The sequence below is a fragment of the Streptomyces sp. MNU89 genome, assembly GCF_020982505.1.
Lineage (GTDB): Bacteria > Actinomycetota > Actinomycetes > Streptomycetales > Streptomycetaceae > Streptomyces > Streptomyces xinghaiensis.
The window spans coordinates 4,270,018-4,295,104 of the sequence record NZ_JAJKLL010000001.1 but is presented as its reverse complement, the minus strand read 5'-3'; the positions used below and the strand labels follow the sequence as shown (position 1 = coordinate 4,295,104).

Here is a 25,087-nt window from a genome sequence, read left to right as displayed (position 1 = left end):
CCGCCGCCGGGACCCTCGCCGGAGCCGTCGGACGGGGCCGAACCGGGCTGGACGGGCCGGACGGTCCCCGCGCCGCCCGCCCGTCCGCCCGGCCCGCCCGTCCGCCCCGCTCAGTCGCCGAGGACCGGCAGCAGCTCCGGCAGATGCCCGTCGGAGGCGGCCGCCGCGGCCTGCCGCTCCGCGGGCACCTCGCCGTAGGTCGTGGTGCGGGGACGGGCCGGGCGGCCGGCGGCCCCGGCGATGGCCGTCAGATCGCGCACCGAGCGGTACGAGCCGTAGGAGGAGCCCGCCATGCGGGAGATGGTCTCCTCCATCAGCGTGCCGCCGAGATCGTTGGCGCCGGAGCGGAGCATCTCGGCGGCGCCCTCCGCGCCGAGCTTCACCCAGCTCGTCTGGATGTTGGTGATGTACGGGTGGAGCAGCAGCCGGGCCATGGCGGTGACGGCCCGGTTGTCGCGCACGGTCGGGCCGGGGCGGGCGATGCCCGCGAGATAGACCGGGGCGTTGGTGTGGATGAACGGCAGGGTCACGAACTCGGTGAAGCCCTCGACGCCCTTCTCCAGCGCCTGCCGCTGCATCCCGGCGAGCAGCCGCAGATGGCCGAGCCAGTGGCGGGGCTGGTCCACGTGCCCGTACATCATCGTGGAGGAGGAGCGGATGCCCAGTTCGTGCGCGGTCCCGATCACCTCGACCCAGGTGGCGGCGGGCAGTTTGCCCTTGGTGAGCACCCAGCGGACCTCGTCGTCGAGGATCTCGGCCGCGGTGCCGGGAACGGAGTCGAGCCCGGCCTCCTTCGCGGCCGTCAGCCACTCGCGCACCGGCATTCCGGTGCGGGAGGCGCCGTTGACGACCTCCATCGGCGAGAAGGCGTGGACGTGCATACCGGGCACGCGCTCCTTCACGGCGCGGGCGATGTCGAAGTAGGCGGTGCCGGGCAGGTCCGGGTGGATGCCGCCCTGCATGCACACCTCGACGGCGCCCACGTCCCACGCCTGCGCGGCCCGGTCGGCGACCTGCTCCAGGGAGAGGGTGTAGGCGTCGGAGTCGGTGCGGCGCTGCGCGAAGGCGCAGAAGCGGCAGCCGGTGTAGCAAACGTTGGTGAAGTTGATGTTGCGGGTGACGATGTACGTCACCTCGTCGCCGACGACCGAGCGGCGCAGGTCGTCCGCGACGGAGCACAGGGCGTCCAGGGCGGGGCCGTCGGCGTGGAGGAGGGCCAGCGCCTCGGCGTCGGTGAGCCGGGTCGGGTCGTCGGCGGCGGTGGCCAGCGCGGAGCGCACGTCGGCGTCGATCCGGGACGGGGCCATGCCGGGGGCGGCCGCCTCGCGCAGCGCCTCCCAGTCGCCGTAGACCGCGTCGAAGTCCTCGCGGCGGTCGGTGGTGCGGCCCTCGGTGTCGATGGTGCGGTGCAGATCGGTGCGGCCGGTGGCGGTGAACTGCTCGTCCGGCTCCTGCCAGGGGAGGCCGGAGGGCCTGGTGTTCTCGCGGGCGAGGCCGGTCTCCGGATCGGCGAGGGCGGTGACGTGCGGCAGCAGGCGCGGGTCGAGCCAGGGTTCGCCGCGGCGGATGAACTCCGGGTAGACCGTGAGGCGTTCGCGGAGTACGAAGCCGGCGTCGGCGGTGCGCGCGGCCAGCTCGTCGATCTGCGGCCAGGGGCGCTCGGGGTTGACGTGGTCGGGGGTGAGCGGGGAGACGCCGCCCCAGTCGTCGATGCCCGCGCCGATCAGCAGGGCGTACTCGGCGTCGGCGAGGTTCGGCGGGGCCTGGATGCGAGCCGAGGGGCCGAGGATGTGCCGGGCCACGGCGACGGCGGCGGCCAGCTCCTCCAGCTCCGCGTCGGGCATGGCGCGCATCGCCGTGTCCGGCTTCGCGCGGAAGTTCTGGACGATGACCTCCTGGATGCCCTGGTAGGCGCGGGCGGTGCGGCGCAGCGCGAACAGCGACTCGGCGCGCTCCTCGTACGTCTCGCCGATGCCGATGAGGACGCCGGTGGTGAACGGCACGTTGGAGCGGCCCGCGTCCTCCAGCACCCGGAGCCGCACGGCCGGTTCCTTGTCGGGCGAGCCGTGGTGCGGGCCGCCGGGCTCGGACCAGAGGCGGGTGGCCGTCGTCTCCAGCATCATGCCCATGGAGGGGGCGACGGGCTTCAGCCGCTGGAGGTCCGTCCAGGACAGGACGCCGGGGTTGAGGTGCGGGAGGAGGCCGGTCTCCTCCAGGACGCGGATCGCCATGGCGCGGACGTAGGCGAGCGTGTCGTCGTAGCCGTGCGCCTCCAGCCACGCGCGGGCCTCGGGCCAGCGGTCCTCGGGGCGGTCGCCGAGCGTGAACAGCGCCTCCTTGCAGCCCAGTTCGGCGCCCCGGCGGGCGATGTCCAGCACCTCGTCCGGCGAGAGGAACATGCCCTCGCCCGCGCGGCGCAGCTTGCCGGGGACCGTGACGAAGGTGCAGTAGTGGCACGTGTCACGGCAGAGGCGGGTGAGGGGGATGAAGACCTTGCGGGAGTACGTGATGGTGCCGGGGCGGCCGGCCGCTTCCAGCCCGGCGTCCCGGACCCGGGCGGCCGAGGCGGCCAGACCTGCCAGGTCGGCGCCGCGGGCCCGGAGCAGGACGGCGGCCTCGGCGGTGTCCAGGGCCACGCCGTCGCGGGCCCGCCTGAGGGCTCGCCGCATGGCGTTGGCGGTGGGAGCGGCCTCCGCTCCGGGCGTCTCGGTGCCTTGCTCGCTCGTGGTCATCACCCGAGCGTATGCGGACCGCGGGCGGCCGCGGAGGGGCGGGGCGGCTCCGCCCGGGCAGACAGGGGCTGCCCCGGGCGGGCGCGGGGCACCGGTGGCGATGGTTCCGCAGGTATCGGCCCGGTGGGAGCGGGAGACGGGGCGCCGGGGCGCGGGCATCGAGGCCACCGGGGTCCCGGCCGGGACCCATCGGGACTCCACCGGGAGCCCACCCGGGGCCCACCGGGGCCTCGTCGGGACGTCATAGGAACCTCATCGGGACCTCACCGGAGGGAAACCGGCCACCGGCCTTCCGTTCGGCGGTTGTTCACGGCTCACCGCCAGGGTCGGGGATCGTGCCCCGGGGGTTCGCGGCCCCCGGGACCGGGGATCCCAGGTCCGTGGCGGGGGCCGGACGTCCGGGGGTGCCGGAACCTTCCCCGGGGCGGTCGGCCGGTCCCGGCCGGAAGCGCACACCGCCCGGCAGTTCACGGCACCACGCACCACAGGACGTCACGCCGCACCACCGCTCACCGTACGGCCACACGCCGCACCGCCTTTCGGCCCGCAGCCGCTCAACAGCTCCGCCGCTCGACCGTCCACCACCGGCCGGCCGCACCAGGCGCCACCCGCTCGTTCACCGCACCGCACAAGGCACACAGGCACACAGGCACACAGGCACACAGGCCGCACCGCACCACCCGACACCGCCGACTCCCCGGGAGCATCCGATGAAGGACCGGAACGTGCACAGCGACGGCGACGCCGAGGCCCTGGGGCGGCGCGGGCTGCTGCGGGCCTCCGCCGCGACGGGCGCCGCGGCCGCTCTGACCGCGACGGGCGCAGCACCCCCCGCCTCGGCGGCCGGCGGCGCGGGCGCCGGTGCGGCCGCCGAATCCGGGGACACCGGGCGGGACGGCGCGGAGACGAGAACCGTCCGGGGCCGGCTGGAGCCCGGGGCGCCCGACTACGTCTACGTCCCGGTGGAGGTCCCCGAGGGCATCCGCGAGCTCGCCGTCTCGTACCGCTACGACAAGCCGTCCGTGCCCGCCGGGACCCCCGGCAACGCCCTCGACATCGGCATCTTCGACGAGCGCGGCACCGCACCCGGCGGCCGCGGTTTCCGGGGCTGGTCGGGCGGTTTCCGCACGGAGTTCGCGATCAGCGCGGAGCGGGCCACCCCGGGCTATCTGCCGGGCCCGGTGCGCTCGGGCACCTGGCAGGTGGTGCTCGCCCCGTACACCGTCGCGCCGCAGGGCCTTGAGTACGAGGTCACCGTCACGCTGCGGCCGGGCCCGCGGGGCGAGACGCCTCGGCCGGTGTATCCCCCGGGGCGGGCGAAGGGCCGCGGGCGGGCCTGGTACCGGGGCGACTGCCATCTGCACACCGTGTACTCGGACGGCCGGCGCACCCCGGCGGAGGTGGCCGCCGCCGCGCGGGCCGCCGGGCTGGACTTCATCACGACCACCGAGCACAACACCCACTCCGGCCACGCCGCCTGGGAGGGGCTGTGGGGCGACGATCTGCTGATCATGACCGGGGAGGAGGTCACCACCCGCAACGGTCACGTCCTGGCCCTCGGCACCGATCCGGGGACCTTCGTCGACTGGCGCTACCGTGCCCGCGACAACGTCTTCGGCCGGTACGCCGCGCGGATCAGGCGGGCCGGCGGTCTGGTGGTGCCCGCTCATCCGCACGCCACCTGCATCGGCTGCAACTGGAAGTTCGGCCTCGGCGAGGCGGACGCGCTGGAGATCTGGAACGGCCCGTTCACCCCGGACGACGAGGTGACGATCGCCGAGTGGGACAACACCCTCGCCGCCGCGGCACACGCCCCCGTCCCGCACGCGGGTTCGCGCACGGACTCCGGCCCCGGCTCGCGTCCGGGCTCACGCCCCCGGCCGGCCGGTCCCGGCTGGCTCCCCGCGATCGGCAACAGCGACGCGCACCGCGAGGGCCAGGACGTCGGCCTGCCGCAGACCGTGGTGCTCGCCGAAGACCTGTCGCGGGAGGCGGTCCTGGACGGAATCCGGGCGGGCCGCTGCTGGATCGCGGAGTCCTCGGAGGTCGGGCTGTCCTTCTCGGTGACCGACGGCCGGGGCCGGCGCGCGGGCATCGGGGAGCGGCTGCGCGCCGCCCCGGACGCGGAGGTGACCGCCGCGCTGAAGGTCTCGGGCGCCCCGGGCTGCTCGGTGCGGTTCATCACCGATCAGGGGCAGCTGTACGCGGCGGAGCTGCCGGCCTCCGGCGCCGGAACCGCCGAGTGGCGGACCACTCCCCGGTACGCCGCCTATGTACGGGCCGAGGTGCGGCACCCGGCGGCGGACGGCGGCGCCTCCGGGCTGCCGGGCCCGATGGCGGCCATGACGAACCCGGTGTTCCTCGGCCGGGACTGACCGCAGGGGACGCACACGGGTTGGAGCCGGGACGGGCCGGGGCGGTCGGGAGGGCCGCCCCGACCCGCCCGTGATCCCGACCCGTCCGTGATCCCGCTCCGTCCGCGTTGCGCCGCGTTGCACCACCTTGCGTCGTGTTCGTCCAAGTGGAGCATTAATGTGCATGACGTGGCCGGGGACGGGCACCGGGTAGCGCATGAGTGCTCTGCGATGGATTGCCCGCCCCCTGTTGGCCTCTTTCTTCGTCTACAGCGGCGTCAACACGATCCGCAATGCCGAAGCCGTGGCCCCCGCCGCCGAGAACGTGGTCGGCCCGATCACCGAACGTCTCAACCTTCCCCTGGAGAACACCGAGCAGGCCGTACGGCTCAACAGCGCCGTCCACATCGCGGCCGGGACGCTGCTGGGGCTCGGGAAGTTCCCCCGGCTGTCCGCGCTGGCCCTCGCCGGCAGCCTGGTCCCGACGACGCTGGCAGGACACCGGTTCTGGGAGGCCGAGGACCCCGAGGAGAGGTCCCGGCAGCAGATGCAGTTCCTGAAGAACGTGTCGCTGCTCGGCGGGCTGCTGGCCGCCGCGGCCGACATCGGCGACCGCCCCTCGCTGAACTGGCGTGCGCACCACGCCGCCCACACCGCCCGCCGCGAGATGAACCTGGTGCGCCGCACCGCCACGGCCACCGGGAAGCGGCCGCGCGTCAAGCGGGTGGTCCCGGCGCTGCCGGTGAAGACCCGGGACAAGGGCACTTCCAAGGGCGCCGCCAAGGCCGCCGCGAAGACCCTTCGCGCCACCACCGCGCCGGTGAAGACCGGGGCCACGGCCACGTCCGCCGCGGCCTCCAAGGCGGTGCGCGGCACGACCGCCACGGTGAAGCCGCAGGTGAAGGCCGCATCGAAGGCCGCGTCCGCGACCGCCTCCCGTACCGCGTCGGCCGCGTCCGGCACGGCATCCCGCACCGCCTCCGCCGCGTCCAAGGCGCTGAGCGGCGCGGCCACCGGCGTGAAGGGCCGGCTCGCGCCGGGCGGCGCCCGCCGCACCGGAACGCTGCGCGGCCTGCGCGGACGCGGGCCGCTCGCGTCGCGGACCTCCCGCACCTCCCGGACCTCCCCGTTCTCCCGGTCCTCCCGCTCGTCCCGGGCGGGGCTGCCGTCCCTGCCGTCGCTGCCGTCGCTGTCCTCGCGCTCCTCCCGCCCGTTCAAGCCGTCCGCGCCGTCGCGGAACGGCCACGGCGGCCGCGACGGGATCGCGCGGATGGACCCGCAGGCGCTGCGGAAGCTCGTCGGCACCGGCACCGGCACCGGCACCGGCCACTGACCCGGGCCCGGATCGCCGTGCCCGACCCGGCGGTTCGGGCACGGCCCCGGGGTCCGAGCCGGCAGCGCGGCTCCGGTCCGGCACCGGCTGTCCGGCACCGGCTCCGGCTCCGGCACCGGTGCGGCTCCACCCGTCAGGCGCCCCCGGACCCGCGGACCGGCACCGCCCGGACCCAGGTGCCGTCCTCGGTGGCGTACGACTCCACCGCCAGTCCCGCCCCGGCGAGTGCCTCCTCGAACTGCCGCGGGGTCAGCGGGCGGGACAGGAACGTCTGGGTCCAGCGTGCGCCGGGGAAGTCGTACTCGCAGACGATCGCGTCCACGCCGGGGCCGGCCGGCTCGGCCGAGACGACGCGGACGACGCCCCCGCCGGCGACCCGCCGCTCCCGGGGCACCCGCGTGTGCGCGTCCGCCGGCTCCCGCTGGATCAGCACCACCCCGTCCTCCGCGACATGGCGCCGGCAGGTGCGCAGCAGCCCCTGCCGCACCGCCGGATCCCCCGCGTGGACCAGGAACGAGGCCAGCATCACCACGCCGAACCGGCTCCCGAGGTCCAGTGTTTCGATCGGGGAGCACACCGTGTGCGCCCCCCGCACCCGCTCCAGCATCTCGGGCGACTCGTCCACGGCGGTGACGGTGAACCCGCGGTCCAGCAGGGCGTGCGTCACCCGGCCCGCGCCGCAGCCCAGTTCGAGGATGTGGGCCCCGGCGGGCACCAGCCGCTCGACGACGTCCGGCTCGTCCCCGGCCGGCAGCCGCTCGTAGAGCTCCACCGCGCAGCCGTCCGGGGTGATCGCCCCGGGGCCCGTCCCGTCGTATCCCGCGCGCCTGCGCCGTCCGGTCTCCGTCATGGCGCCATCCCACCGCAGCCACCGCCGGTTGTCGATGCGTCCGCCCGTACCGGTGAGGGGTCCGCGGGCTCGCCCGGTGGCCGGATTCGCACGGTGGCGCCCGGTCGTTCCCTTCCCCCAGAGTGTGGTCAACCGGAAGTTAACGTACCGCTGTTCGCACACCCCGTCATCTCACCCCGGGCCACGAACCGGCCACGACTCGTGACAGGCTGGCCCGACCATCCGTCAGGTGTACGAACTCCCGGTGCCTGTACGAGCCTTGTGGAGACCTGACGCCCCTACTGACGCCGGAGTCACGAGCAAGGCAAACTGACCTGTGCGCGGGACAACTCTGACAGCAGGGGGAAGCGATGGACGGTGACAGCGGAACGGGCACCCTGCGCTTCACGGTGCTCGGTCCCGTACGGGCGTGGCGCGGGGAGGAGCAGTTGTCCACCGGCTCTCCCCAGCAACGCGCCCTGCTCGCCGCCCTGTTGCTGCGCCGCGGCCGCACCGCCACCGCATCCGAGCTGGTCGACGCCCTGTGGGGCGAGGAGCCACCGGACGCGGCGCTCGCCGCACTCCGCACCTACGCCTCCCGGCTGCGCAAGTCGTTCGGACAGGAGGCCGGAACCACCCTCGTGACCGAGTCCGGCGGTTACGCGATCCGGGTCGGCCCCGGCGGGCTCGACGTGACCCTCGCCGAGGAGTACGCCCGGAAGGCCGACAAGGCCCGGCACAACGGCGACCGCCGCTCGGCCCGCGACCTGCTGGCCGCCGCGCTCGACCTGTGGGACGGCGAGCCGCTGGCCGGGCTCCCCGGCCCGTACGCCGACAGCCAGCGGAACCGGCTCGCCGAGTGGCGGCTCCAGCTCCTGGAGTACCGCATCGACCTCGATCTGGAGGCCGGGCACCACACCGAGGTGATCTCCGAGCTGACCGCCCTCACCGCCGACCACCCGCTGCGCGAACGCCTGCGCGCCCAGCTCATGCTGGCGCTCTACCGCAGCGGCCGGCAGGCGGAGGCCCTCGCCGTCTACGCCGACACCCGGCGGCTGCTCGCCGAGGAGCTGGGCGTCGACCCGTCCGGCGAGCTCCGGGACCTCCACCAGGGCATCCTGGAGGCCGACGCCGGGCTGGCCGCCCCCGCCGACGGCGACGGCCTGCCGGGCGAGGCGGCGCCCTCCGTGGTCCGCCCCGCCCAACTGCCCGCGTCCGTACCTGACTTCACCGGCCGCACCGCTTTCGTCGGCGAGCTGAGCGAGCAACTGGCCACCGCCGAGGGCCGGATCATGGCGGTGTCGGCGGTCGCGGGCATCGGCGGCGTCGGCAAGACCACCCTCGCCGTCCACGTCGCCCACGCCGCCCGCGAACGGTTCCCCGACGGCCAGCTCTACATCGACCTGCAGGGCGCCGGCCCGCGCCCGGCCGAGCCCGACGCCGTCCTCGGCTCCTTCCTGCGCGCCCTGGGCTGCACGGACTCCGCCATCCCGGACTCCCTGGACGAGCGCTCCGCGCTGTACCGCTCGGTGCTGGACGGCCGCCGGGTGCTCGTCCTGCTGGACAACGCCCGCGACGCCGCCCAGGTCCGGCCGCTGCTGCCGGGCACGGAGGGCTGCGCCGCGCTGATCACCAGCCGGATGCGGATGGTGGACCTGGCGGGGGCGCACCTGGTGGACCTGGACGTGATGAGCCCGGAGGAGGCCCTCCAGCTCTTCACGAAGATCGTCGGCGTGGAGCGGGTCGCGGCCGAGCGGAAGGCCGCCCTCGACGTGGTCGCCGCCTGCGGCTTCCTGCCCCTCGCCATCCGCATCGCCGCGTCCCGCCTCGCCTCCCGCCGCACCTGGACGGTCTCCGTCCTCGCCGAGAAGCTGGGCGACGAGCGGCGCCGGCTGGACGAACTCCAGGCCGGGGACCTGGCCGTCAAGGCCACCTTCGAACTCGGCTACAGCCAGCTCGAACCCCAGCAGGCCCGCGCCTTCCGCCTGCTCGGCCTGGCCGACGGCCCGGACATCTCCCTGGCGGCGTCCGCCGCGATGCTCGACCTCGACCCGTACGAGACGGAAGAGCTGCTGGAGTCCCTGGTCGACACCTCGCTGCTCGAATCCGCCGCCCCGGGCCGCTACCGCTTCCACGACCTCGTCCGCCTCTACGCGCGTGCGTGCGCCGAACGGGACGAACACCCGCCGACGGAGCGCAAGGCGGCACTGTCGCGGCTGCTGGACTTCTACCTGGCGACAGCCGTCGAGATGTACGCGCTGGAACGGCCGGGCGACCGCATCCTCGCCCATGTGGCGCCCACTGCTCACCGCGGCCTGACGTTCGCCGACCGCGACGCGGCTCTCGAATGGCTCTTCTCCGAGGCCCGCTGCCTGCTCGCGTGCGCTCACCAGTCCACGGGCGAGGCCGCACTGCGGCGCGCCGTGGACCTCCTGATGATGGCCAAGGACCTCGCCGAGTCGGGTGCCGACTCCCGGGCCTACGAGCAGGCGACCGTGGCGCTGCGCGACGCGGCGCAGGCTGCCGGTGACCACCAGGCGGAGGCACGGGCCAGTACCGCACTGACCAATATGTACAGCCTGGCGGGCCGCTTCGCCGAGGCCGAGGAACAGGCCAGGAACGCCATGGAGGCCGGTGCCCGGGTGGGTGACCCGGTGTCCGCCGGCTACGCGCCCAACGACCGCGCGATCATCGCCATTTACGAGAACCGCCACGAGGACGCGGAGGCGTACCTGCAGCAGGCGCTCGACGCGTTCCTCGCCGACGGCAACCAGACGTCGGCGGCCAGCGCGCTCAGCAACCTGTCCCGGACCCACCTCAACACGGGCCGGGTCGACAGCGCCGTCGCCCTGGCCGAACAGGCCGTCTCCATCTATCACGAGCAGGGCGTGGCCATGCGGCTGGCCAATGGCAAGTACGCCCTCGGGCTCGCCCTGACCCGGGCCGACCGGTTCGAGCAGGCCCACCGGGAGCTGACCGAGGCGCTGGTCATCTTCCGCACCAGCCGCCAGCGTCTCTGGGAGGGCATGACCCATTTCCGGCTGGCCGAACTCCAGTTGGCGGCCGGGAAGCCGGGGCAGGCGGCCAGTCTCGCCGAACAGGCGCTCGCGGTGCTCCGCGGCGTCGGTGGCGAATGGCGGAGGGCCAACGCCCTGACGCTGCTCGGGCACGCCCTCAACGGCATCGGGCAGCTCGACCGCGCGCGGGTCTGCTGGCAGGAGGCCCTGGCGGTGTACGACCAGCTCGGGTCGCCCGAAGCCGCCGATGTGAAGGCGCTTCTCCAGCCGCTCGCCCCGGCCGCGTAGCCACGAGGCGAACGGCTGCAGCGAACGTTTATCGATCGTTCATCGGCTTCAGCGATGCTTGAGTCATGCCGGATCGCCGCAACGGGGGGCAGGTGGTCCGGCCAGGTAGCCCCACCCCGACAGGGGTGAGCGGCCCTGAGGACCCGTCCGGCAACCGTCGGGGGAGTTGCCGGGCGGGCCAATTCGGCCCCTGGCTACGGACGAACGGAGTACCTGCCATGACCGTCGAGAAGACGCCGAAGAAGAAGACGGGCGACCTGAAGCCGCTGGACAACCACGCCACGGGCGGTGGTGAGGCCACCCCGCAGGACAATCACGCGACGGGCGGCGAGCTCACCACCCAGGACAACCACGCGACGGGTGACGAGACCGACTAGTCAACAGGACGGCAACGACAGGGGGAACGGGGGAACGGCCGCGGCGGCGCGGAGGGGGAGCCGCCGCGGCCGGCGCGTTCTCCGCTACTTTTCGAAGGCGACCGCATCTTTGGCCATACTTCGGCAGAATTTAGCCAAGATCGGAGCATTTCCATCAAGTCGCTTACCGAAGAGGGCAAGAACGCGTTGCCACCCCTTGATGAAGGAGTTCGCATCATGACACGCACCAAGAGGCTGCTCACGGCCTGCGCCGCGGCGGCGGCCCTGGCTCTCGCAGTGGCGGCACCGGCAGCCGCCGACAACCACTCGACGGGTGGCACGGCAACCCCGCAGGACAACCACACCACGGTGTTCCCCACCCGGTAGTCCGGGGTCCGTGAGCGTACCGAGGGCCGAGCCACGACGGCTCGGCCCTCTCCGGCGTCCAGGGGCAGCCCCGCTCAGACGCTGCTGCGGCTCGCCCGGCGGACCTCGCACTTGGTGACCTCGGAGCCGTCGCCGGTGCCGGTGTACGGGGTGGTGGCCTCCGTGGTGCCGGTCCGGCCGGAGGTGACGGGGAAGTCGTCGACCCGGGCGGTGCCCGCCGTGACGCCGCTCGTCTCCTTGAAGACGACCGTGATGTCGTACTCGTAGTCCAGCGAACCGGTGGTGTTGTCGACGCGCAGCGTGGCGGTCATGTTCTTGCCGGAGGCGTCGAAGCCGCACGTGTCGATGGTGACGTCCCGCAGGGCGGAGTTGCGGCTGCCGCTGCCGCCGCTGGTGACGCCGCTGCCGCTGCTGCCGCCCGAGGACGAGGAACCGCTGTCCCCGTAGGAACCGCCGCTGCTGCTGTGCGAACTGCTGCTGTTGTCGTCGCAGCCGCCACCGCTCCTGGAGCCGCGCGCTCCGGTCAGCGTGACGAGCACGAGCGCGCAGACGGCGACGGTCCGGACATGACGAAGCTTCACGCTTCAAACCCCCGTTTGACGGGCACGCCGTGGTGGGCATGCCGTGGTGAACATGGCCGAAACCCGGCCGAGTTGATGAGTGCACGCCACGCTAGCAAGGGACTCACGGGGCGGGAGAACGATCCTGTCCGCAGGCCGTCACAGCCTTGTCACAGGGGCGAAGAGCGCTCAACCCGGCGCTGGAACAGGAGGGTTGACGCCTCCGCCCACGGCCGGGACGGGCCCGCGCCGGACCCGGACCGGGCCCGGACCGGCGGCCGGATCACGTCGGTCCACCGCGAATCACCGCGGGCCAGGTCCACCGCAGTCCACCGCGGCGCCGCTCAGCGCTGCGGCGGCCTCGCCAGCCCCGTCCCCTTGAGCGCGTCAAGCGCGTACACGCAGCGGTCCTTGCTGCAGGCGTAGACGACGCCGTTCGCCGCCACCGGCGCCCCGGTGATCTCCCCGCCGGTCGCCAGCTTCCAGCGCAGCGCGCCGCCTCCCGCGTCCAGCGTGTACAGGCAGTGGTCCGCCGAGCCGAAGTGCACCCGGCCGTCGGCCACCACCGGCGCCCCGATGACCTCGCCCTGGGCCGCGAACCGCCACTTGGGGGCGCCGGTGACCGCGTCGAGCGTGTAGAGCGCGCTGCCGCTGCCCACATGGAGCGCGCCGCCCGCGGCCAGCACCGGGGCGGTGGACTGCCGGGCCTCGGTGGCGATCCGCCACCGGTCGCGCCCGTCCGCCGCGTCGAGGGCGTAGACCGTGCCGAGATAGTCCGCGACGTACACCCCGCCGCCGGTGATCGCCGGACCCGGCGCGAAGGCGGGCGGGGCCAGGAAGGCCGCGGGGGCCTCGAAGCGCCACCGCACCTCGCCCCGCGCGATGTCGACCGCCAGCACGCGCGTACCGGCGCAGATGTAGACGACACCGTCGGGCGCGGGCAGCAGCCGCACCGGCACCCCGCCACAGGAGGCCGCGTCACCGACCGGGTAGGACCACCGTTCGACGCCGGTACGTGCCTCCAGTGCGCGCAGCCGCGCGTCGGACCACACGTAGACCACGCCGCCGTGGATGACCGGTCCGGCCTCCGGGGTCTCGAAGTCGCTCTGCGCGCCGGTCAGTTCCCACAGCCGCTCGCCGCTCGCGGCCTCCCACGCCTGGACACCGCCGCCGCGCGTGGCGGTGACGACGGTGCCGTGGTCCGTCTTGAGCGTGTACGCCCAGCCGTCGGTGGGGGCGCGCCACAGCTCGGTGCCGTTCTTGGCGTCGAGGGCGTAGAGGGTCGGCCCGTCGGAGGCGTGGATGCGGCCGTCGGCCACGTCCATCGACCAGGCGACCTCGCGGGTCTTGAACTGGCGGCGCCCGGTGGCCACATCGAGGGCGTGCACCTCGAAGGAGGTGACGTACAGCAGGTCGTCCACGACGACCGGCGTGCCCCAGACGTCGTTCGACATCCGGAACCGCCAGGGGCGCCAGTGCCCGTCGGCCGCGGCCTGCTCCGGGCCGCCCGGCCCCTGCTGCGGCGGTACGCCGGCGGGCGCGGCGGGCGGCGGGCCCGGCGGGGGCGCGGCGGCGGGCGGGCGGGAATGCCGTTCGGCGGCCGCACCCAGCCGGTGGCGGGGCGGCGTCGGCCCGCGCCTGCGGGTCGCGCGCGTCCGCGCGGGGCCCGGCCCGATCGGCACCGGCGAACCGGCGAGCCGTACGGCGCCGTCACCGCCGCCACCGCCGTACGCGGCGGCGTGCCGTCCGGAGCCGCCCGGGTGCGCGCCGCCGGGCGGGGCGTGGAGGGCGGGGAGGCGCGCCGTCCGGCCGCGCACCGCGCGGGTCGCCGGAGGCCCGGCCGACGGCGGCGGGCCCGCCCGGCCGACGGGGATGCCGCCGAGCCGTGCGGGCGCGGCCTGCGCTCCCGGTCCGCCGCGCGGGTCGTCCGCGGCACCGTCCCGCCGGCCGCCGCCGGGCTGCTGCCCGGGGAGCCGCGAGGGCCGGTCCTGCGCGGGTCCCGCGCCGCGGCCGGCGCCCCGGCCGTGGTTCCCGGCGCCGCTGCCGGCGTTCCCGGCGGCCGGGGTCCGTCCGCCGCGCCGCTGCTCAATCAGGGAGACGGCCTGCGCGGGCAGCCAGGCCGAGGCCGTGCCGCTGTCGTCGCTGCCGGAGGCGAAGAGGTGCGGGGCGAGCTGCGACTGGAGGTCGGCCGGGCTGGGCCGCCGGTCGATCTCGGTCTGCATGCAGGACTCGATGAGCGGCCGCAGGTCGTCCGGCAGCCCCTCCAGGTCGGGCTCCTCGCGGAGCAGCATGAAGACGGTCTCGACGGGGTTGGCCCCGTGGTACGGCGCGTGGCCGGTGGCGGCGAAGACGAGCATGGAGCCCAGGGAGAAGATGTCGCTCGCGCCGGTGACGCTGCGGGAGTCCCGGGCCTGCTCCGGCGACATGTAGGCGGGGGTGCCGACGGCCACGTTGGTCATCGTCAGCCGGGTGTTGGAGGCCCCGGAGGCGATACCGAAGTCGATGACCCGCGGGCCGTCCTCGACGACCAGCACGTTCGACGGCTTCAGATCGCGGTGCACGAGCCCGGCCCCGTGGATGGACTGCAGGGCCTCCGCGACCCCGGCGGCCAGCCAGCGCACGGCCTGCGTCGGCAGTGGGCCGCACTCCCCCACGATCTCCTCCAGGGAGGGCGCCGGCACATAAGCGGTGGCGAGCCAGGGCACGGCCGCGTGCGGGTCGGCGTCCACGACCGCCGCCGTGTAGAAGCCGCTGACCGCGCGCGCCGCCTCCACCTCACGGGTGAACCGCACCCGGAACAGCTGGTCCTCGGCGAGCTCCGTGCGCACCGTCTTGATCGCGACGCGCCGGCCGGACGCCGAACGGGCGAGATAGACCAGCCCCATGCCGCCGGCGCCGAGCCGCCCGAGAACCTCGAACGGGCCGATCCGTCTCGGATCGTGCTGCGTCAGCTGCTCCGCCACTTGCCTGCCACCTCCCCGTCAGGGCTCGAAGTCGTCCGGCCCCGTGCAGCGTCTCACCGGGAACGGACCCGGGGTACGCACCCTGATTCTTCCTGCCGGACGCGGAGGTTGCGAACCCGGGGCCGAATCGGGGTGTCACACCGCGAATCACTGCGTTCCGCCGCGCCGTTGCCGGTACGGCGCAGCCGTGACGGTGGCCGGTGAGAGGCCGTCGGGCCGCCCGGAACGACACTGTACGCACAGGTCAGCGGGTGACCGGCGGAACGCCCGGGGTTACCGGTGGAAGGCCCGGGGCTCCCGCACGGCTTCCGTCCCAACCGCCGTACCCGGGCCCCGTACCGGGCTCCGGCCGGACGCCGCCGTGGTGTCCGTCACGCAGCCCTCGTCATGACCTCTCTTACGCTTCCGGGCCCGCTTCCGGCTCAGTGAGGGCGATGACGGCGAAACTCGCGCCCTGGTCGTCGACGACCGTGGCGATCCGGCCGTACGGGGTGTCCATCGGCCCGAACACGCACCGGCCGCCGAGACGGGAGACGGTCCGCACCGCCTCGTCGCAGTCCCCGACGGCGAAGTACACCAGGAAGTAGGGCGGCATCTCCGCGGGGAAACGGCTGTCCATGACGCACCGTCCGCCGACCGCCGTCTCCTCGTTCGCCGGCTTCCCGGCCGGTGACCAGATGGCGAACTCGAGGTCGTCCCCGGTGTCGATGTCCTCGATGCCGTAGCCGAACACCCGCTCGTAGAAGGGGTCCACGGCCTCCTTGTCCCGGGTGTACATCTCCATCCAGGCGTAGGAGCCCGGCCGGCCCTGGTGGGCGAACCCGGCGTGCTCGCCGGCCTGCCAGAAGCCGAAGACGGCGCCGCCCGGATCGGCCGCCTGCCCCATCACGCCGTAGTCGCCGACGGTCATCGGCCCGGTGATCACCTGTCCGCCGGCTTCGCGTACCTTGCCGGCGAGGGCGGCCGCGTCGGCGGTGGCGAGATAGATCCCCCAGGCGGTGGGCATCCGGCCGTCCGTCTTCGGGACGAGGGCGGCGACGGCCCCGCCGTCGAGACGGGCCTCGGTGTAACGGCCGAAGCGCTCCTCGGAGGGGCCGAAGGTCCAGCCGAAGAGTTCCCCGTAGAAACGCTTCCCGGCCTCCAGATCGGGCAGCATCGCGTCCGCCCAGCAGGGCACGCCCTCCGCGAATGGCGCCATGATGCCGATACCTCCCGTATCCGGTGATCCGCTGCGATACCGCCCGGTCCAGGCTATCCGCGGCCCGCCCGTCACGCCCGGCGAGGCGGGCGGGCCGGGCGGTGCGAAGAAGGGCCCGGATCGCCGTCCACAGGCTGTGGACAACGCGCCACCCGCGCGTCTCCCACGCGCCTCTCACCGGTACGGAGCAACCGCCGCCGACCGGTGAAACCCCCGGACAGAGCGGGTGCGGGCCGCTCCGGGGCCGCCCCCCGTTTGCCCGCGGCCAAATCGCGTTCCGATCACCCGTCGGTAAGCTGACGACATGACAGGACAAGTTCGCACCGTCGACGGGCGGGTGGCCGGACGCCGTGGACAGGCGACGCGCCAGAAGCTCCTCGACTGTCTCAGCGAGATGCTCAAGTCGTCTCCGTACCGGGACGTCAAGGTCATCGACGTCGCCCGGAAGGCGGGTACCTCGCCCGCGACCTTCTACCAGTACTTCCCCGATGTCGAGGGCGCCGTGCTGGAGCTCGCCGAGGAAGTGGCCCAGGAGGGCACCGGCAGCCTGACCGGGCTGGTGGCGGGCCGGTCGTGGGCCGGGAAATCCGGCCGCCAGACGGCTGAACAGCTCGTCGACGGCTTCCTCACCTTCTGGCGAAGAAACGACGCCATCCTCCGCGTCATCGATCTGGGGGCGGCCGAGGGCGACAAGCGGTTCAACAAGATCCGCATGAAGATCCTCAACTCGGTCACCGGCTCCCTGACGGAGACCGTCAAGGACCTCCAGGCCAAGGGCCGGATCGACCAGGACATCAGCGCGGCCGCCATGGCCGGTTCGGTGGTCATGATGCTGGCCGCGGTCGCATCGCACCAGAAGGGCTTCTCCGGCTGGGGCGTCAAGCAGAACGAGTTGAAGCCGAATCTGACGGTCCTGGTGCACCTGGGCATCACGGGCAAGAAGCCCGCGAAATAGCACCCCGTACGGCGCACCGCACCGGAGCCGGCCACGCCGGCGCGTCTCCCCGGGCGGCACTTCTCCCGCCGCCGGGCCTTGCCCCGGATCCCACACCGGGCTCTTCGCCTCGGTCCCCGCCACAGGGCCCCTCTCCCTCTCCCTCTCCCGCAGCGCACCACCGGACTCGTCCGGCGGTCATCCGGCCCTGCCGCCTCTCCCTCTCCCGCAGGCCCCGCGGCCGCACCCGCAGCCGTACCGGCGCCCGGCCCGTACCGCCTGCCCGCCCACCGGCGCGGCGCACCCGCGCACCGTCCGGCGCGTGCGGTGCCGGTCCGCCCGTACCGCGCCCCGGTCCGCCGCATAACCCTCGCCACCGGAATCACCCCGGGCCGCACCGCCACGACCGGCCTCCGGTGCCCTTCCGGTGCTGTCCCCGTGACCGATCCGCAACCGGATGGTGAAAACGGAACCGGGCCCTGTTGACCGACACCCGTCAATGCACCGCTACGCTCACGGTCATGCCGGAAAACACCACTTCCCCCGTGTACGTCATAGGCGGCGGCCCCGGCGGGCTCGCCACGGCCGCGGCGCTGGCCGACCGCGGCATACGGGCCGTGGTGCTGGAGAAGGCGGACGCGGTCGCCGCCTCCTGGCGCGGGCACTACGACAGCCTGCGCCTGCACACCACACGGCGGCTCTCCGCCCTGCCCGGCCTGGCCATCCCCCGCGCGTACGGACGCTGGCTCGCCCGGGACGCCGTGATCTGCTATCTCAAGGAGTACGCGCGCCACCACCGGCTGGACGTCGTCACCGGCGTGGAGGTGTCCCGGGTCGAGCGGACGGACTCCGGCTGGCTTCTGCACGCCACCGGCGGCCGCCGGCTGGCCGCGCGAGACGTCGTGATCGCCACGGGCTTCAACCACACCCCTTACCTCCCGGACTGGGAGGGCCGCGACGGCTACACCGGCGAACTGCTGCACGCCTGCGCGTACCGCAACGCCGAGCCGTACGCGGACCGGGACGTGCTGGTCGTCGGCAGCGGCAACACCGGCGCCGACATCGCCGTCGACCTGGCCGGGGGCGGCGCCTCCCGGGTCCGGCTCGCCGTCCGCACCCCGCCGCACATCGTGCGCCGCACCACGGCCGGCTGGCCCGCGCAGCGCACGGGCATCGTCTGCCGCCGCCTGCCGGTCGGCGCGGTGGACCGGGCGGCCCGCGGCCTGGCCCGGCTGTCGCTGCCGGACCTGGCCGAGTACGGGCTGCCGCGCCCGGACACCGGGCTGTACTCGCGCGCCGTGGAGGGGGCGATCCCGGTGCAGGACGCCGGGCTGATCGACGCGGTGCGCTCGCGGGCCGTGGAGCCGGTGGCCGCCGTGGCCTCGTTCGACCACGACAAGGTGGTCCTGGCCGACGGGTCGCGCATCTCCCCGGACGCGGTGATCGCGGCCACCGGTTACCGCCGCGGACTGGAAACGCTGGTCGGCCATCTCGACGTCCTGGACGGCCGCGGCCGTCCGGTGGTCCACGGACCGAGCACGGCGGCCGGGGCGTCCGGGCTCTACTTCACCGGCTACACCAACCCGATCAGCGGCATGCTCCGCGAACTGTCCCTCGACGCCCGCCGGATCGCCCGGCGGATAGCCAGGACCGCGGACCGGGGCTGACGGGCCGGGGACCAGGGCTGACGGGCCGGGGACCAGGGCTGACGGGCCGGGGACCAGGGCTGACGGGCCGGGAGGACCGGCGGGCCGGACGGGGCGCAGGCGAAACACGGCCCGGGCCGACCGTTGCGGGGGCACGGCGGCCGTGGCCCCGCGCCTCAGCTCCGTCGCCCCGCGGCCGTTTCCGCCGCCGAGCACTCCCGCACCTCCGTGGTGTTGCGGGTGCGCACGCCCGGCAGCCAGCCGTCGACGGGGACGACGGCGCCGCCGCCCGACACGAGATACCAGCGCCGTGACGTGATCCCGGCCTCGTCCCGGACCAGCCGGCCGTCGGCCACCACGCAGACCGCGGACACCCGGTCGCCGTGCCACACGCGGCCCGCGCGGTTGTCCGGGGAGCCGTAGCGCCGGTAGGGGTCCTTGGCGATGCCGAGGGCGCACTCCAGCGTGCGCAGCGGCCGGCAGGCCTCCTCGGCGTTGTGGACGGTGAGGGTCACCGCGGGCGGCCCCGCCGGGTGCCCGTCCCGGCCGTCGCCGCCGCTGCCGTCCGTGGCGCCCGGCGGGCCGGCCAGCCACCAGGCGCCGAGGAGGACCAGGCTCACGACCACCGCGGCGGTCACGCCCGCCAGGAGACGCGGCACCCGGCGCGGCGCGGCGGACGGCAGGCGGCGCGAGGCGCCACGCGACCGGCCACCCGGCAGCCGCCCCGGCAGCCGGCGCGTGAGCCCGCGGGCCCGCCGGGGGACGGTGGGTTCGGCGCGCGGCGCGGGCACGGCGGGCGGGCCCGAGCGGACCCGCTCCCAGAGGCCGGGCGGTGTTCCGAGGGCCTCGTCCACGGCCCGCAGCCGCTCGCGCAGCAGCAGGACGGTCTCCTCGTCCGGTTCGCGGCTCCTCACGGCGCCCCCTCCCTCTCCGATCCGGCCCGTTGGGGCGCGCGAACGAGCGTGCGCAGCTTGCCCAGCGCCCGTTCCCGGTGGCGGGCGGCGGTGCCCCGGTGGACGCGCAGGATCTCGGCGGCCTGGTCGATGGTGTAGCCGTCGAGGTCGACCAGGACGACCACGGCTGCCTGACGTGGCGTCAGGCCGCGGAGCAGCCGTACCGTTTCGAGCCGCGCCTGGCGGTCGCCGACCCCGCCGTCCCACTCCTCCGCGCCGGTGGCCCCGGCCTCCCGGTCCACGTCCCCCACCGGCACCTGCCGCCGGTCCCGCCGGTAGGTGTCGCGGGCGACGCTGACCAGAGCGCTGAACGCGTAGGCGTACGGCTCGGGGTGGGCCAGGAACCGCTGCGGGCGGGCCGCCAGTTTGAGGTAGGCCTCGTGCACGATGTCCTCCGCCGACTGCCGGCCGCCCGCGATGAGGACGGCTCTCCGGTAGAGCCTGGGCAGCAGGGCGCAGAAGACGTCGTCGATCGGAGATCCCGCCGACGCGCCGGGCGTGTGGCTCACTGGCACCTACCTTCCCGGGTTGCCGGACCAGGCGGGTAACTACCCGGGCACGCACGGTGGCTATCGCCACGGACGAGTGGTCCGCGGCCGCGGGGATTGACGCCTCGGAGGACCGGCTCCCCCGCCGAGCGCCCTCCACGGGCACGGCCCGGACCGCGAAGGTGCAGAGGGCCCGGGACGGCCCGGAGTCGCGGAAGAGGCCGGAGAAGCGGGGCCGGAAAAGGGAGAGCGGGGAACGGGTGGGACCGGCACAAGGGCGGAGTGGGGCGGGAGCACCGGCGGCGGGCACCCCGGCGCGGGTCCCCGCGGACCGGCCGGCCGACGGTGCGCTGACCGCGCACCCCGGGCCGGTACGGCGGGGACCACCACCCGGCTCCGGCACCCGGAGTTCGTACCGTCGCGCCGGACGACGACCCGTACTCGTCGAGGCCACACCCGTCTCCGGGCTCCTCGGCGTCCCCTCACAACGAATCGTTGAATCCTAGAGTGATCAACCAGTGTCGGGACGTCAACACCTGGGCACAACTATGTCCCGTTATGCCAGTTTTGACATGGCGCATTGGGGTTTCTGTGCGGCCACCGGAACGGAGACCGGCGCTTCCGGCACCTCCACCGGCTCGGCGGCCTTCTCCCCGCACACCGGCTCCCCCCGGTCCACTTCGCACCAGATGGCCTTCCCGCCCCTCCGCCCGCCATCCCCAGCGGTCGGCCAGCCCGTCCACCAACTCCAGTCCGCGTCCGCTGGTCTCCTCGCCCTCGGCATGACGCCGGGAGGGCGGACGGGGCTGCGGTCGGCGACCTCCACCCGCACCGTCTCCGGAGCGCCCCGTGACGGCGGCGGCCCCGCGCCGACGCCGCCCGCACCGCCCGAGCCGGGCGAACCGGGCGGACCGGGCGGACCGGGCGGACCGGGCGGACCGGGCGGACCGGGCGGACCACCCGCCCCTCCGAGCCGTTGACGCCGCCCGGGGCGCCCGCACCCCGGGCGCAGGCAGCAGTATGCGCAGCACGGCCGGACGGCCGGTGTGCACCACCGCGTTGGTCACGAGCTCGGAGACCAGCAGCAGCAGCGTCTCCGCCAGCGAATCGTCGCCCTCCACCCCCGACCCGGCGAGACGCGAACGCGCCCATCTCCGGGCCCGCCCCACCTCCGCGGGATCGGGCCGAACCTCCAGCTGAACCTGAAGCACCTGCACCGCTCACACCACCCGAACCGGCGGACCCATCGCCGCGCGTCTCCCAATGATCACGGAAAGTGACCCCGACGGAGAACAGCATGGTTGACGTACAGTCACCCGAACAAGCGCTTCGGGCATATTCCGGCGCAAAGGAGTACGCGTACTGCATACTGTGCGACCCGCGGTGCCGCCAGTCGAACACCGGGCGCCCCAAGGTCTCCACCGCGTTCCAGCGGGGCGCGCGCTCCTCCGCCGGGGGCGCGGGGGCGGACGGGAACCGGCGCCGGCGCCGCACGACGCGCCGGCCCCCGGGAACGCTTCCCGGGGGCCGCTCGGTTCACTGGGTGTGACCGGCCGCGATCGGCGTCCGCCGCCGCGGGCACGGTCCGTGAGGGTCCGCCGCCGTCACTCCGGCTCGGGGGTGGTGTAGTACGCGGCGAAGGCGGTCACCGCGTCCTTCTCCGTGATCCGGCCGTCGCCGTCCTTGTCCAGCGCCGCCGCGACCGTACCGCGCAGGTCCTCGGGCACGCCCAGGGCGAGCAGCACCCGCTCGGCCTGATCGACCGTCACCGTACCGGCGTTGCCGGACTCCCGGCCCGTGCCGCCGCCGCCCGTACCGCGCGTCCCGCCCTTTCCGCCGGAGCAGACGCCGGCGGCGACCGCCATCACCGCGCGGAGGAAGGGCCGGGCGATCTCGGCGAAGCTCTGCGGGTTGTCGCGCAGCCGCTTCACCGCGCCGTGCGTGAACTCCTCACGGGATATGCGCTGGTCGCCGTCCCGGTCGGCCATGCCGGCCATGCCCTGCCAGAACCCCTCGGCACCGTGGTACAGCGCCTGCCCGCAGTCCGACCTGGCCGCCGTTCCGAACTCCCTCAGCACGGCCGCCGCGGCGGTGTGGAAGTCCTCGCGGGAGATATGGCCGTTGCCGTCCTGGTCGAAGGAGGCGAAACGAGAAGCGATCTTGCGCTCGTACTCAGAGCTGTCCACGGTGACCTCGGTTGCGTCGTGACGGGGCTGACCTCAGATGATGGTACGTACGTTCGGTGTTCAGGCGAAGTTCACGGAAGGGAGCGGACAGCGCGCACCGATGGGCGCCCGGCGCACGGCGTGCGACGCCGGGAGAACGGGGGAGGGCGCCGGAGAACCCGCGGCGGAACCACACGCCCGGGGAGAGCACGGCGCGTGCGCGGCGCACGGAAGGACGGCAGGCGGGCGCGGACGGCGCCGGGCAGGCCCGCGCGACCGCTGGACCGGCCGGGTCCGGGCGCGGAAGGGGGCGCGGGACTCAGGCCGAGAGGGGCGGGGCCGTCTCGTCCAGCGCGGAGGTCACGTCCGGGTAGACCTCGAAGAGCCGCCGGACGCCCAGCGCGGCGAGCACCCGGTTGACGTGGGAGCCGTCCTCCGCACCACGGGCCGGGAGGATCAGCCGCAGCCGCCCCTGGCAGGAGCGCATCAGCCGCCGCGCGGCGATCAGGACGCCCACACCGCTGGAGTCGCAGAACCGGACCCCGGAGAGGTCGAGCACCAGGCTGCGGCGGCCGTCGGCCACCGCGTCGTGCACGTGCTGACGTACCGCGGGCGAGGTCACCAGGTCCATTTCCCCACTGACTCGGAGAATGGCCCAGGTGCCCTGCTCGTCTTCCATCACCTTCAAGGTCACGCGCGCGAAGTCCCTTCGTCTCCCGGATCCGGAAGCAGTTGTTCCCGTTTCCGCCGTCCGGCCACTCTCCCCCGAAACACCTTTCGTCATGCGGCTCTTCCGTCGACTCTAGGCACAGCCTTGCCCCCCGTGGACCGTGACAGCGGGCAAAGTGACGAGATCTATACCCTTCGCCCTGCCCGGAAGGGGCCCGCTGCCGCAAAAGAGCGTGCGCCGCGGGACCCGCCCACTACATTCGTCGTGCGGAGTGCGGAATGATCCCGACCACAGCGGGCGGCCGAACGACGACACGGCACGAATGGGGGCCGTATGGCGAACGACGCACCACCCCGGTGGGACCGGAAGATGCAGCAGCGCCTGGCGCGCGGCGAGGCCGCCGCACTCGGTGAACTGTACGACCGGTTCGCCTCTCTTGTTCACAGCCTGGCGTACCGGGTGCTCGGTGACGAGGAGGCCGCGGACCGGGTCACCCGCGACGTCTTCGCCCACATCTGGGAACATCCGGACGCCTACGACCCCGGACAGGGCCCGATGCGCTCCTGGATCGCCTCCCTCGCCCAGCGGCAGTCCGTGCACCGGCTGCGGGCCGCCGAGGCCGAACTGATGCGCGCCGGCGACGCCCGGACCGCGGAGGAGGTCGAGGAGAAGGTGCGCGCCGCCTCCCGCGCCGCCCGCGCCGACTACATCGTCACCTCCATGCCGGCGCCGCTGCGGGACGCGCTGGAGCTGGCCTACTTCAAACGCCGCGACTACCGCCAGGCCGCCGCCGACCTCGGCGTCACCGAGGACGAGGCCCGGCGGCGGCTCCGGCTCGGCCTGCAGCTGCTCTCGTCCGCGAACAACCGCGCCGGTGACGGTGACCGCACCGGCTCGTCGCCCGGTTACGGGAGACACCCGTGAACGGCCCCTCCGGCCCCGGACCCGGACCCTCCCTGCCCTCCGGACCACCCGGCGCCGCCACCGGCCACGTGCTCGGCGACGGCACGTCCCTCGCCGCGGGACCGCCGCCCACCGACCACAGGGTGCTCAAGTCCCTGCTGGGCGCCTGGGCCCTCGCCGCCTGCTCCGCCCAGGAGACCGCGGCCGTCGAGGCCCATCTCACCGATTGCGCGCCATGCGCCGACGAGGCCCTGCGGCTGCGCGACGCGGTCGCTCTGCTGCACCCCGAGGACAACCTCGACCTCGACCCGCAGCTGCGCTCCCGGGTGCTGGCCGGCTGCCTCGGGCGCCGCCCGGCCCGTATCCCCGTACCGGAGTGGGCGGCACCGTACGACGCCGAGACCGCCCGGCTCGACACCCTGCTGCACGACATGGGCGAGTCCGAGTGGCGGGCGCCGGTGCCGCTCAAGTGGTTCGACGGGCAGCGGGAACGGAGCCGGGTCGCCACCGTCGCCGGGGCGCTCGGGCAGCTGACGGCGGTGGACGGCCTGATCGCCGCCGTTCTGGGGCTGGACGACCCGCTGGAGGATGCGCTGTCCCCCGGCGCGCCGCCGCCGGACGGCCACGCCTCCCCGGCGGACCGGGTGGAGGTCTACTGGAGACGGAGGCCCGTCCCCTCGCCGGGCGCGGTGCGGGACGCCTGGCGGGACCAGACGCACGCCCTGGTCCGCGCGGCCTCCCTGCGCGACACCCATGGGCTGACCGTGCCCTACGGCGAGTTGACCCTGCCGCTGAGCGACTCGTTCCTCGAACGCGCCTTCGCCTGCTGGGTGCGCGCCGGTGACATCGCGGAAGCCGTCGACTACCCGTACCGGCCACCGCTGTCGCCGCATCTGCACCGCATGATCGACCTGACCGCGCGGCTGCTGCCGGGCGCCCTCGCGCGGCGCCGCCGGGACGGTCTCGCCGGACCGCCGCGCAGCCTGGTCACGGCGGGCTCGCCCGGCCGGACTCTGCACCTGGAGGTGGAGGGCAGCGGCGGCGGGCACTGGTACATCGCCCTGGACTCACCGGCCGCGGCGCCGTCGGCGGAGAAGACCGTGGCCCATGTCGCCCTGGACGGGACCGAGTTCTGCCGGCTCGCCGCGGGGCACGTACCGCCGGAGGAGGCGGCGGCCGGCCAGGAGGGGGACCGGGAGGCGATCCACGACGTCCTGGCGGCCGCGGCCTCACTGTCGTGGCTGTGACTGTCGTGACTGTGAGGTTTTGGCTGTGAACCGGGCCCGGGCCGTGAACCGGACGGGGCCGTGA

General features: G+C 74.5%; 18 protein-coding genes and 2 pseudogenes. 9 read left to right on the top strand and 11 right to left on the bottom strand.

Annotation, left to right across the window (positions count from 1 at the left end; all coding sequences use genetic code 11):
• Positions 1–110 precede the first annotated feature (110 nt).
• Positions 111–2,732 (bottom strand): bifunctional FO biosynthesis protein CofGH, encoded by a 2,622-nt coding sequence (locus E4N63_RS18465; RefSeq protein ID WP_268271023.1) that lies wholly within the window; start codon positions 2,730–2,732, stop codon positions 111–113.
• 710 nt (positions 2,733–3,442) lie between these two features.
• Between E4N63_RS18465 and E4N63_RS18460 the strand changes: the two genes are divergently transcribed.
• On the top strand, positions 3,443–5,107 hold the full coding sequence (locus E4N63_RS18460; RefSeq protein ID WP_230241198.1) for a CehA/McbA family metallohydrolase: 1,665 nt from the start codon (positions 3,443–3,445) through the stop codon (positions 5,105–5,107).
• 196 nt (positions 5,108–5,303) lie between these two features.
• Entirely contained in the window at positions 5,304–6,419 is a 1,116-nt protein-coding gene (locus tag E4N63_RS18455; RefSeq protein ID WP_230241197.1) for a DoxX family protein, read from the top strand.
• Between the two features lie 133 nt (positions 6,420–6,552).
• Here E4N63_RS18455 and E4N63_RS18450 read toward each other — a convergent pair whose 3' ends face one another.
• Positions 6,553–7,269, bottom strand: coding sequence for a bifunctional 2-polyprenyl-6-hydroxyphenol methylase/3-demethylubiquinol 3-O-methyltransferase UbiG (locus tag E4N63_RS18450; protein ID WP_230241196.1), 717 nt, complete (start codon positions 7,267–7,269; stop codon positions 6,553–6,555).
• A 350-nt stretch (positions 7,270–7,619) separates the two neighbouring features.
• Between E4N63_RS18450 and E4N63_RS18445 the strand changes: the two genes are divergently transcribed.
• The 3 genes from E4N63_RS18445 (at position 7,620) to E4N63_RS18435 (ending at position 11,296) form a co-directional block, all read left to right on the top strand.
• The gene (locus E4N63_RS18445; RefSeq protein WP_125626389.1) at positions 7,620–10,553 is read left to right on the top strand and encodes a BTAD domain-containing putative transcriptional regulator; all 2,934 of its coding nucleotides are present in this window, start codon (positions 7,620–7,622) and stop codon (positions 10,551–10,553) included.
• A gap of 218 nt (positions 10,554–10,771) precedes the next feature.
• Positions 10,772–10,930: a sigma-like protein gene (locus tag E4N63_RS18440; protein ID WP_125626388.1), complete on the top strand. Its 159-nt coding sequence runs from the start codon at positions 10,772–10,774 to the stop codon at positions 10,928–10,930.
• Positions 10,931–11,146: 216 nt separating this feature from the next.
• Positions 11,147–11,296 (top strand): hypothetical protein, encoded by a 150-nt coding sequence (locus E4N63_RS18435; RefSeq protein ID WP_185831360.1) that lies wholly within the window; start codon positions 11,147–11,149, stop codon positions 11,294–11,296.
• A gap of 74 nt (positions 11,297–11,370) precedes the next feature.
• Here E4N63_RS18435 and E4N63_RS18430 read toward each other — a convergent pair whose 3' ends face one another.
• From E4N63_RS18430 to E4N63_RS18420, 3 genes are all read right to left on the bottom strand, one after another.
• Positions 11,371–11,877 carry a hypothetical protein gene (locus E4N63_RS18430; protein WP_230241195.1) on the bottom strand — a complete coding sequence of 169 codons (507 nt, stop codon included), beginning with the start codon at positions 11,875–11,877 and terminating at the stop codon, positions 11,371–11,373.
• A gap of 323 nt (positions 11,878–12,200) precedes the next feature.
• On the bottom strand, positions 12,201–14,819 hold the full coding sequence (locus E4N63_RS18425) for a PQQ-binding-like beta-propeller repeat protein (protein WP_230241194.1): 2,619 nt from the start codon (positions 14,817–14,819) through the stop codon (positions 12,201–12,203).
• Positions 14,820–15,216: 397 nt separating this feature from the next.
• Positions 15,217–16,017: a VOC family protein gene (locus E4N63_RS18420; protein ID WP_125626553.1), complete on the bottom strand. Its 801-nt coding sequence runs from the start codon at positions 16,015–16,017 to the stop codon at positions 15,217–15,219.
• A gap of 304 nt (positions 16,018–16,321) precedes the next feature.
• Between E4N63_RS18420 and E4N63_RS18415 the strand changes: the two genes are divergently transcribed.
• Complete coding sequence (locus E4N63_RS18415; protein ID WP_125626552.1) at positions 16,322–16,972, top strand: TetR family transcriptional regulator; 651 nt, start codon at positions 16,322–16,324, stop codon at positions 16,970–16,972.
• Between the two features lie 500 nt (positions 16,973–17,472).
• Positions 17,473–18,618, top strand: a complete 1,146-nt coding sequence (locus E4N63_RS18410; protein ID WP_230241193.1) for an NAD(P)/FAD-dependent oxidoreductase — start codon at positions 17,473–17,475, stop codon at positions 18,616–18,618.
• A gap of 155 nt (positions 18,619–18,773) precedes the next feature.
• Here E4N63_RS18410 and E4N63_RS18405 read toward each other — a convergent pair whose 3' ends face one another.
• The 6 genes and pseudogenes from E4N63_RS18405 to E4N63_RS18385 form a co-directional block, all read right to left on the bottom strand.
• On the bottom strand, positions 18,774–19,511 hold the full coding sequence (locus E4N63_RS18405) for a hypothetical protein (protein WP_125626550.1): 738 nt from the start codon (positions 19,509–19,511) through the stop codon (positions 18,774–18,776).
• A complete protein-coding gene (locus E4N63_RS18400) occupies positions 19,508–20,059 on the bottom strand; it encodes an RNA polymerase sigma factor (protein ID WP_228429489.1) in 552 nt (183 codons plus the stop codon). Before E4N63_RS18400 ends, E4N63_RS18405 begins: the two co-directional genes overlap by 4 nt.
• A gap of 535 nt (positions 20,060–20,594) precedes the next feature.
• Positions 20,595–20,841 (bottom strand): annotated as a pseudogene (locus tag E4N63_RS31540) (ATP-binding protein); the annotation flags it as partial.
• Between the two features lie 210 nt (positions 20,842–21,051).
• Positions 21,052–21,255: pseudogene (locus E4N63_RS31535) on the bottom strand (ATP-binding protein); the annotation flags it as partial.
• A 387-nt stretch (positions 21,256–21,642) separates the two neighbouring features.
• Complete coding sequence (locus E4N63_RS18390; RefSeq protein ID WP_125626452.1) at positions 21,643–22,224, bottom strand: EF-hand domain-containing protein; 582 nt, start codon at positions 22,222–22,224, stop codon at positions 21,643–21,645.
• Positions 22,225–22,522: 298 nt separating this feature from the next.
• The gene (locus tag E4N63_RS18385) at positions 22,523–22,897 is read right to left on the bottom strand and encodes an STAS domain-containing protein (RefSeq protein ID WP_043471690.1); all 375 of its coding nucleotides are present in this window, start codon (positions 22,895–22,897) and stop codon (positions 22,523–22,525) included.
• Positions 22,898–23,206: 309 nt separating this feature from the next.
• Here E4N63_RS18385 and E4N63_RS18380 point away from each other — a divergent pair, with 309 nt between their 5' ends.
• Together E4N63_RS18380 and E4N63_RS18375 are read left to right on the top strand one after the other, a co-directional pair.
• Positions 23,207–23,797: a sigma-70 family RNA polymerase sigma factor gene (locus tag E4N63_RS18380; protein WP_125626451.1), complete on the top strand. Its 591-nt coding sequence runs from the start codon at positions 23,207–23,209 to the stop codon at positions 23,795–23,797.
• Entirely contained in the window at positions 23,794–25,023 is a 1,230-nt protein-coding gene (locus E4N63_RS18375; RefSeq protein WP_230241191.1) for a zf-HC2 domain-containing protein, read from the top strand. The genes E4N63_RS18380 and E4N63_RS18375 overlap by 4 nt, the downstream gene beginning before the upstream one ends.
• Positions 25,024–25,087 lie beyond the last annotated feature (64 nt).

Coding starts and splice junctions, on each gene's coding strand:
- E4N63_RS18465 (WP_268271023.1), bottom strand. CDS start 2,732: ATGACCACGAGCGAGCAAGGCACCGAGACGCCCGGAGCGGAGGCCGCT.
- E4N63_RS18460 (WP_230241198.1), top strand. CDS start 3,443: ATGAAGGACCGGAACGTGCACAGCGACGGCGACGCCGAGGCCCTGGGG.
- E4N63_RS18455 (WP_230241197.1), top strand. CDS start 5,304: ATGAGTGCTCTGCGATGGATTGCCCGCCCCCTGTTGGCCTCTTTCTTC.
- E4N63_RS18450 (WP_230241196.1), bottom strand. CDS start 7,269: ATGACGGAGACCGGACGGCGCAGGCGCGCGGGATACGACGGGACGGGC.
- E4N63_RS18445 (WP_125626389.1), top strand. CDS start 7,620: ATGGACGGTGACAGCGGAACGGGCACCCTGCGCTTCACGGTGCTCGGT.
- E4N63_RS18440 (WP_125626388.1), top strand. CDS start 10,772: ATGACCGTCGAGAAGACGCCGAAGAAGAAGACGGGCGACCTGAAGCCG.
- E4N63_RS18435 (WP_185831360.1), top strand. CDS start 11,147: ATGACACGCACCAAGAGGCTGCTCACGGCCTGCGCCGCGGCGGCGGCC.
- E4N63_RS18420 (WP_125626553.1), bottom strand. CDS start 16,017: ATGGCGCCATTCGCGGAGGGCGTGCCCTGCTGGGCGGACGCGATGCTG.
- E4N63_RS18415 (WP_125626552.1), top strand. CDS start 16,322: ATGACAGGACAAGTTCGCACCGTCGACGGGCGGGTGGCCGGACGCCGT.
- E4N63_RS18410 (WP_230241193.1), top strand. CDS start 17,473: ATGCCGGAAAACACCACTTCCCCCGTGTACGTCATAGGCGGCGGCCCC.
- E4N63_RS18380 (WP_125626451.1), top strand. CDS start 23,207: ATGGCGAACGACGCACCACCCCGGTGGGACCGGAAGATGCAGCAGCGC.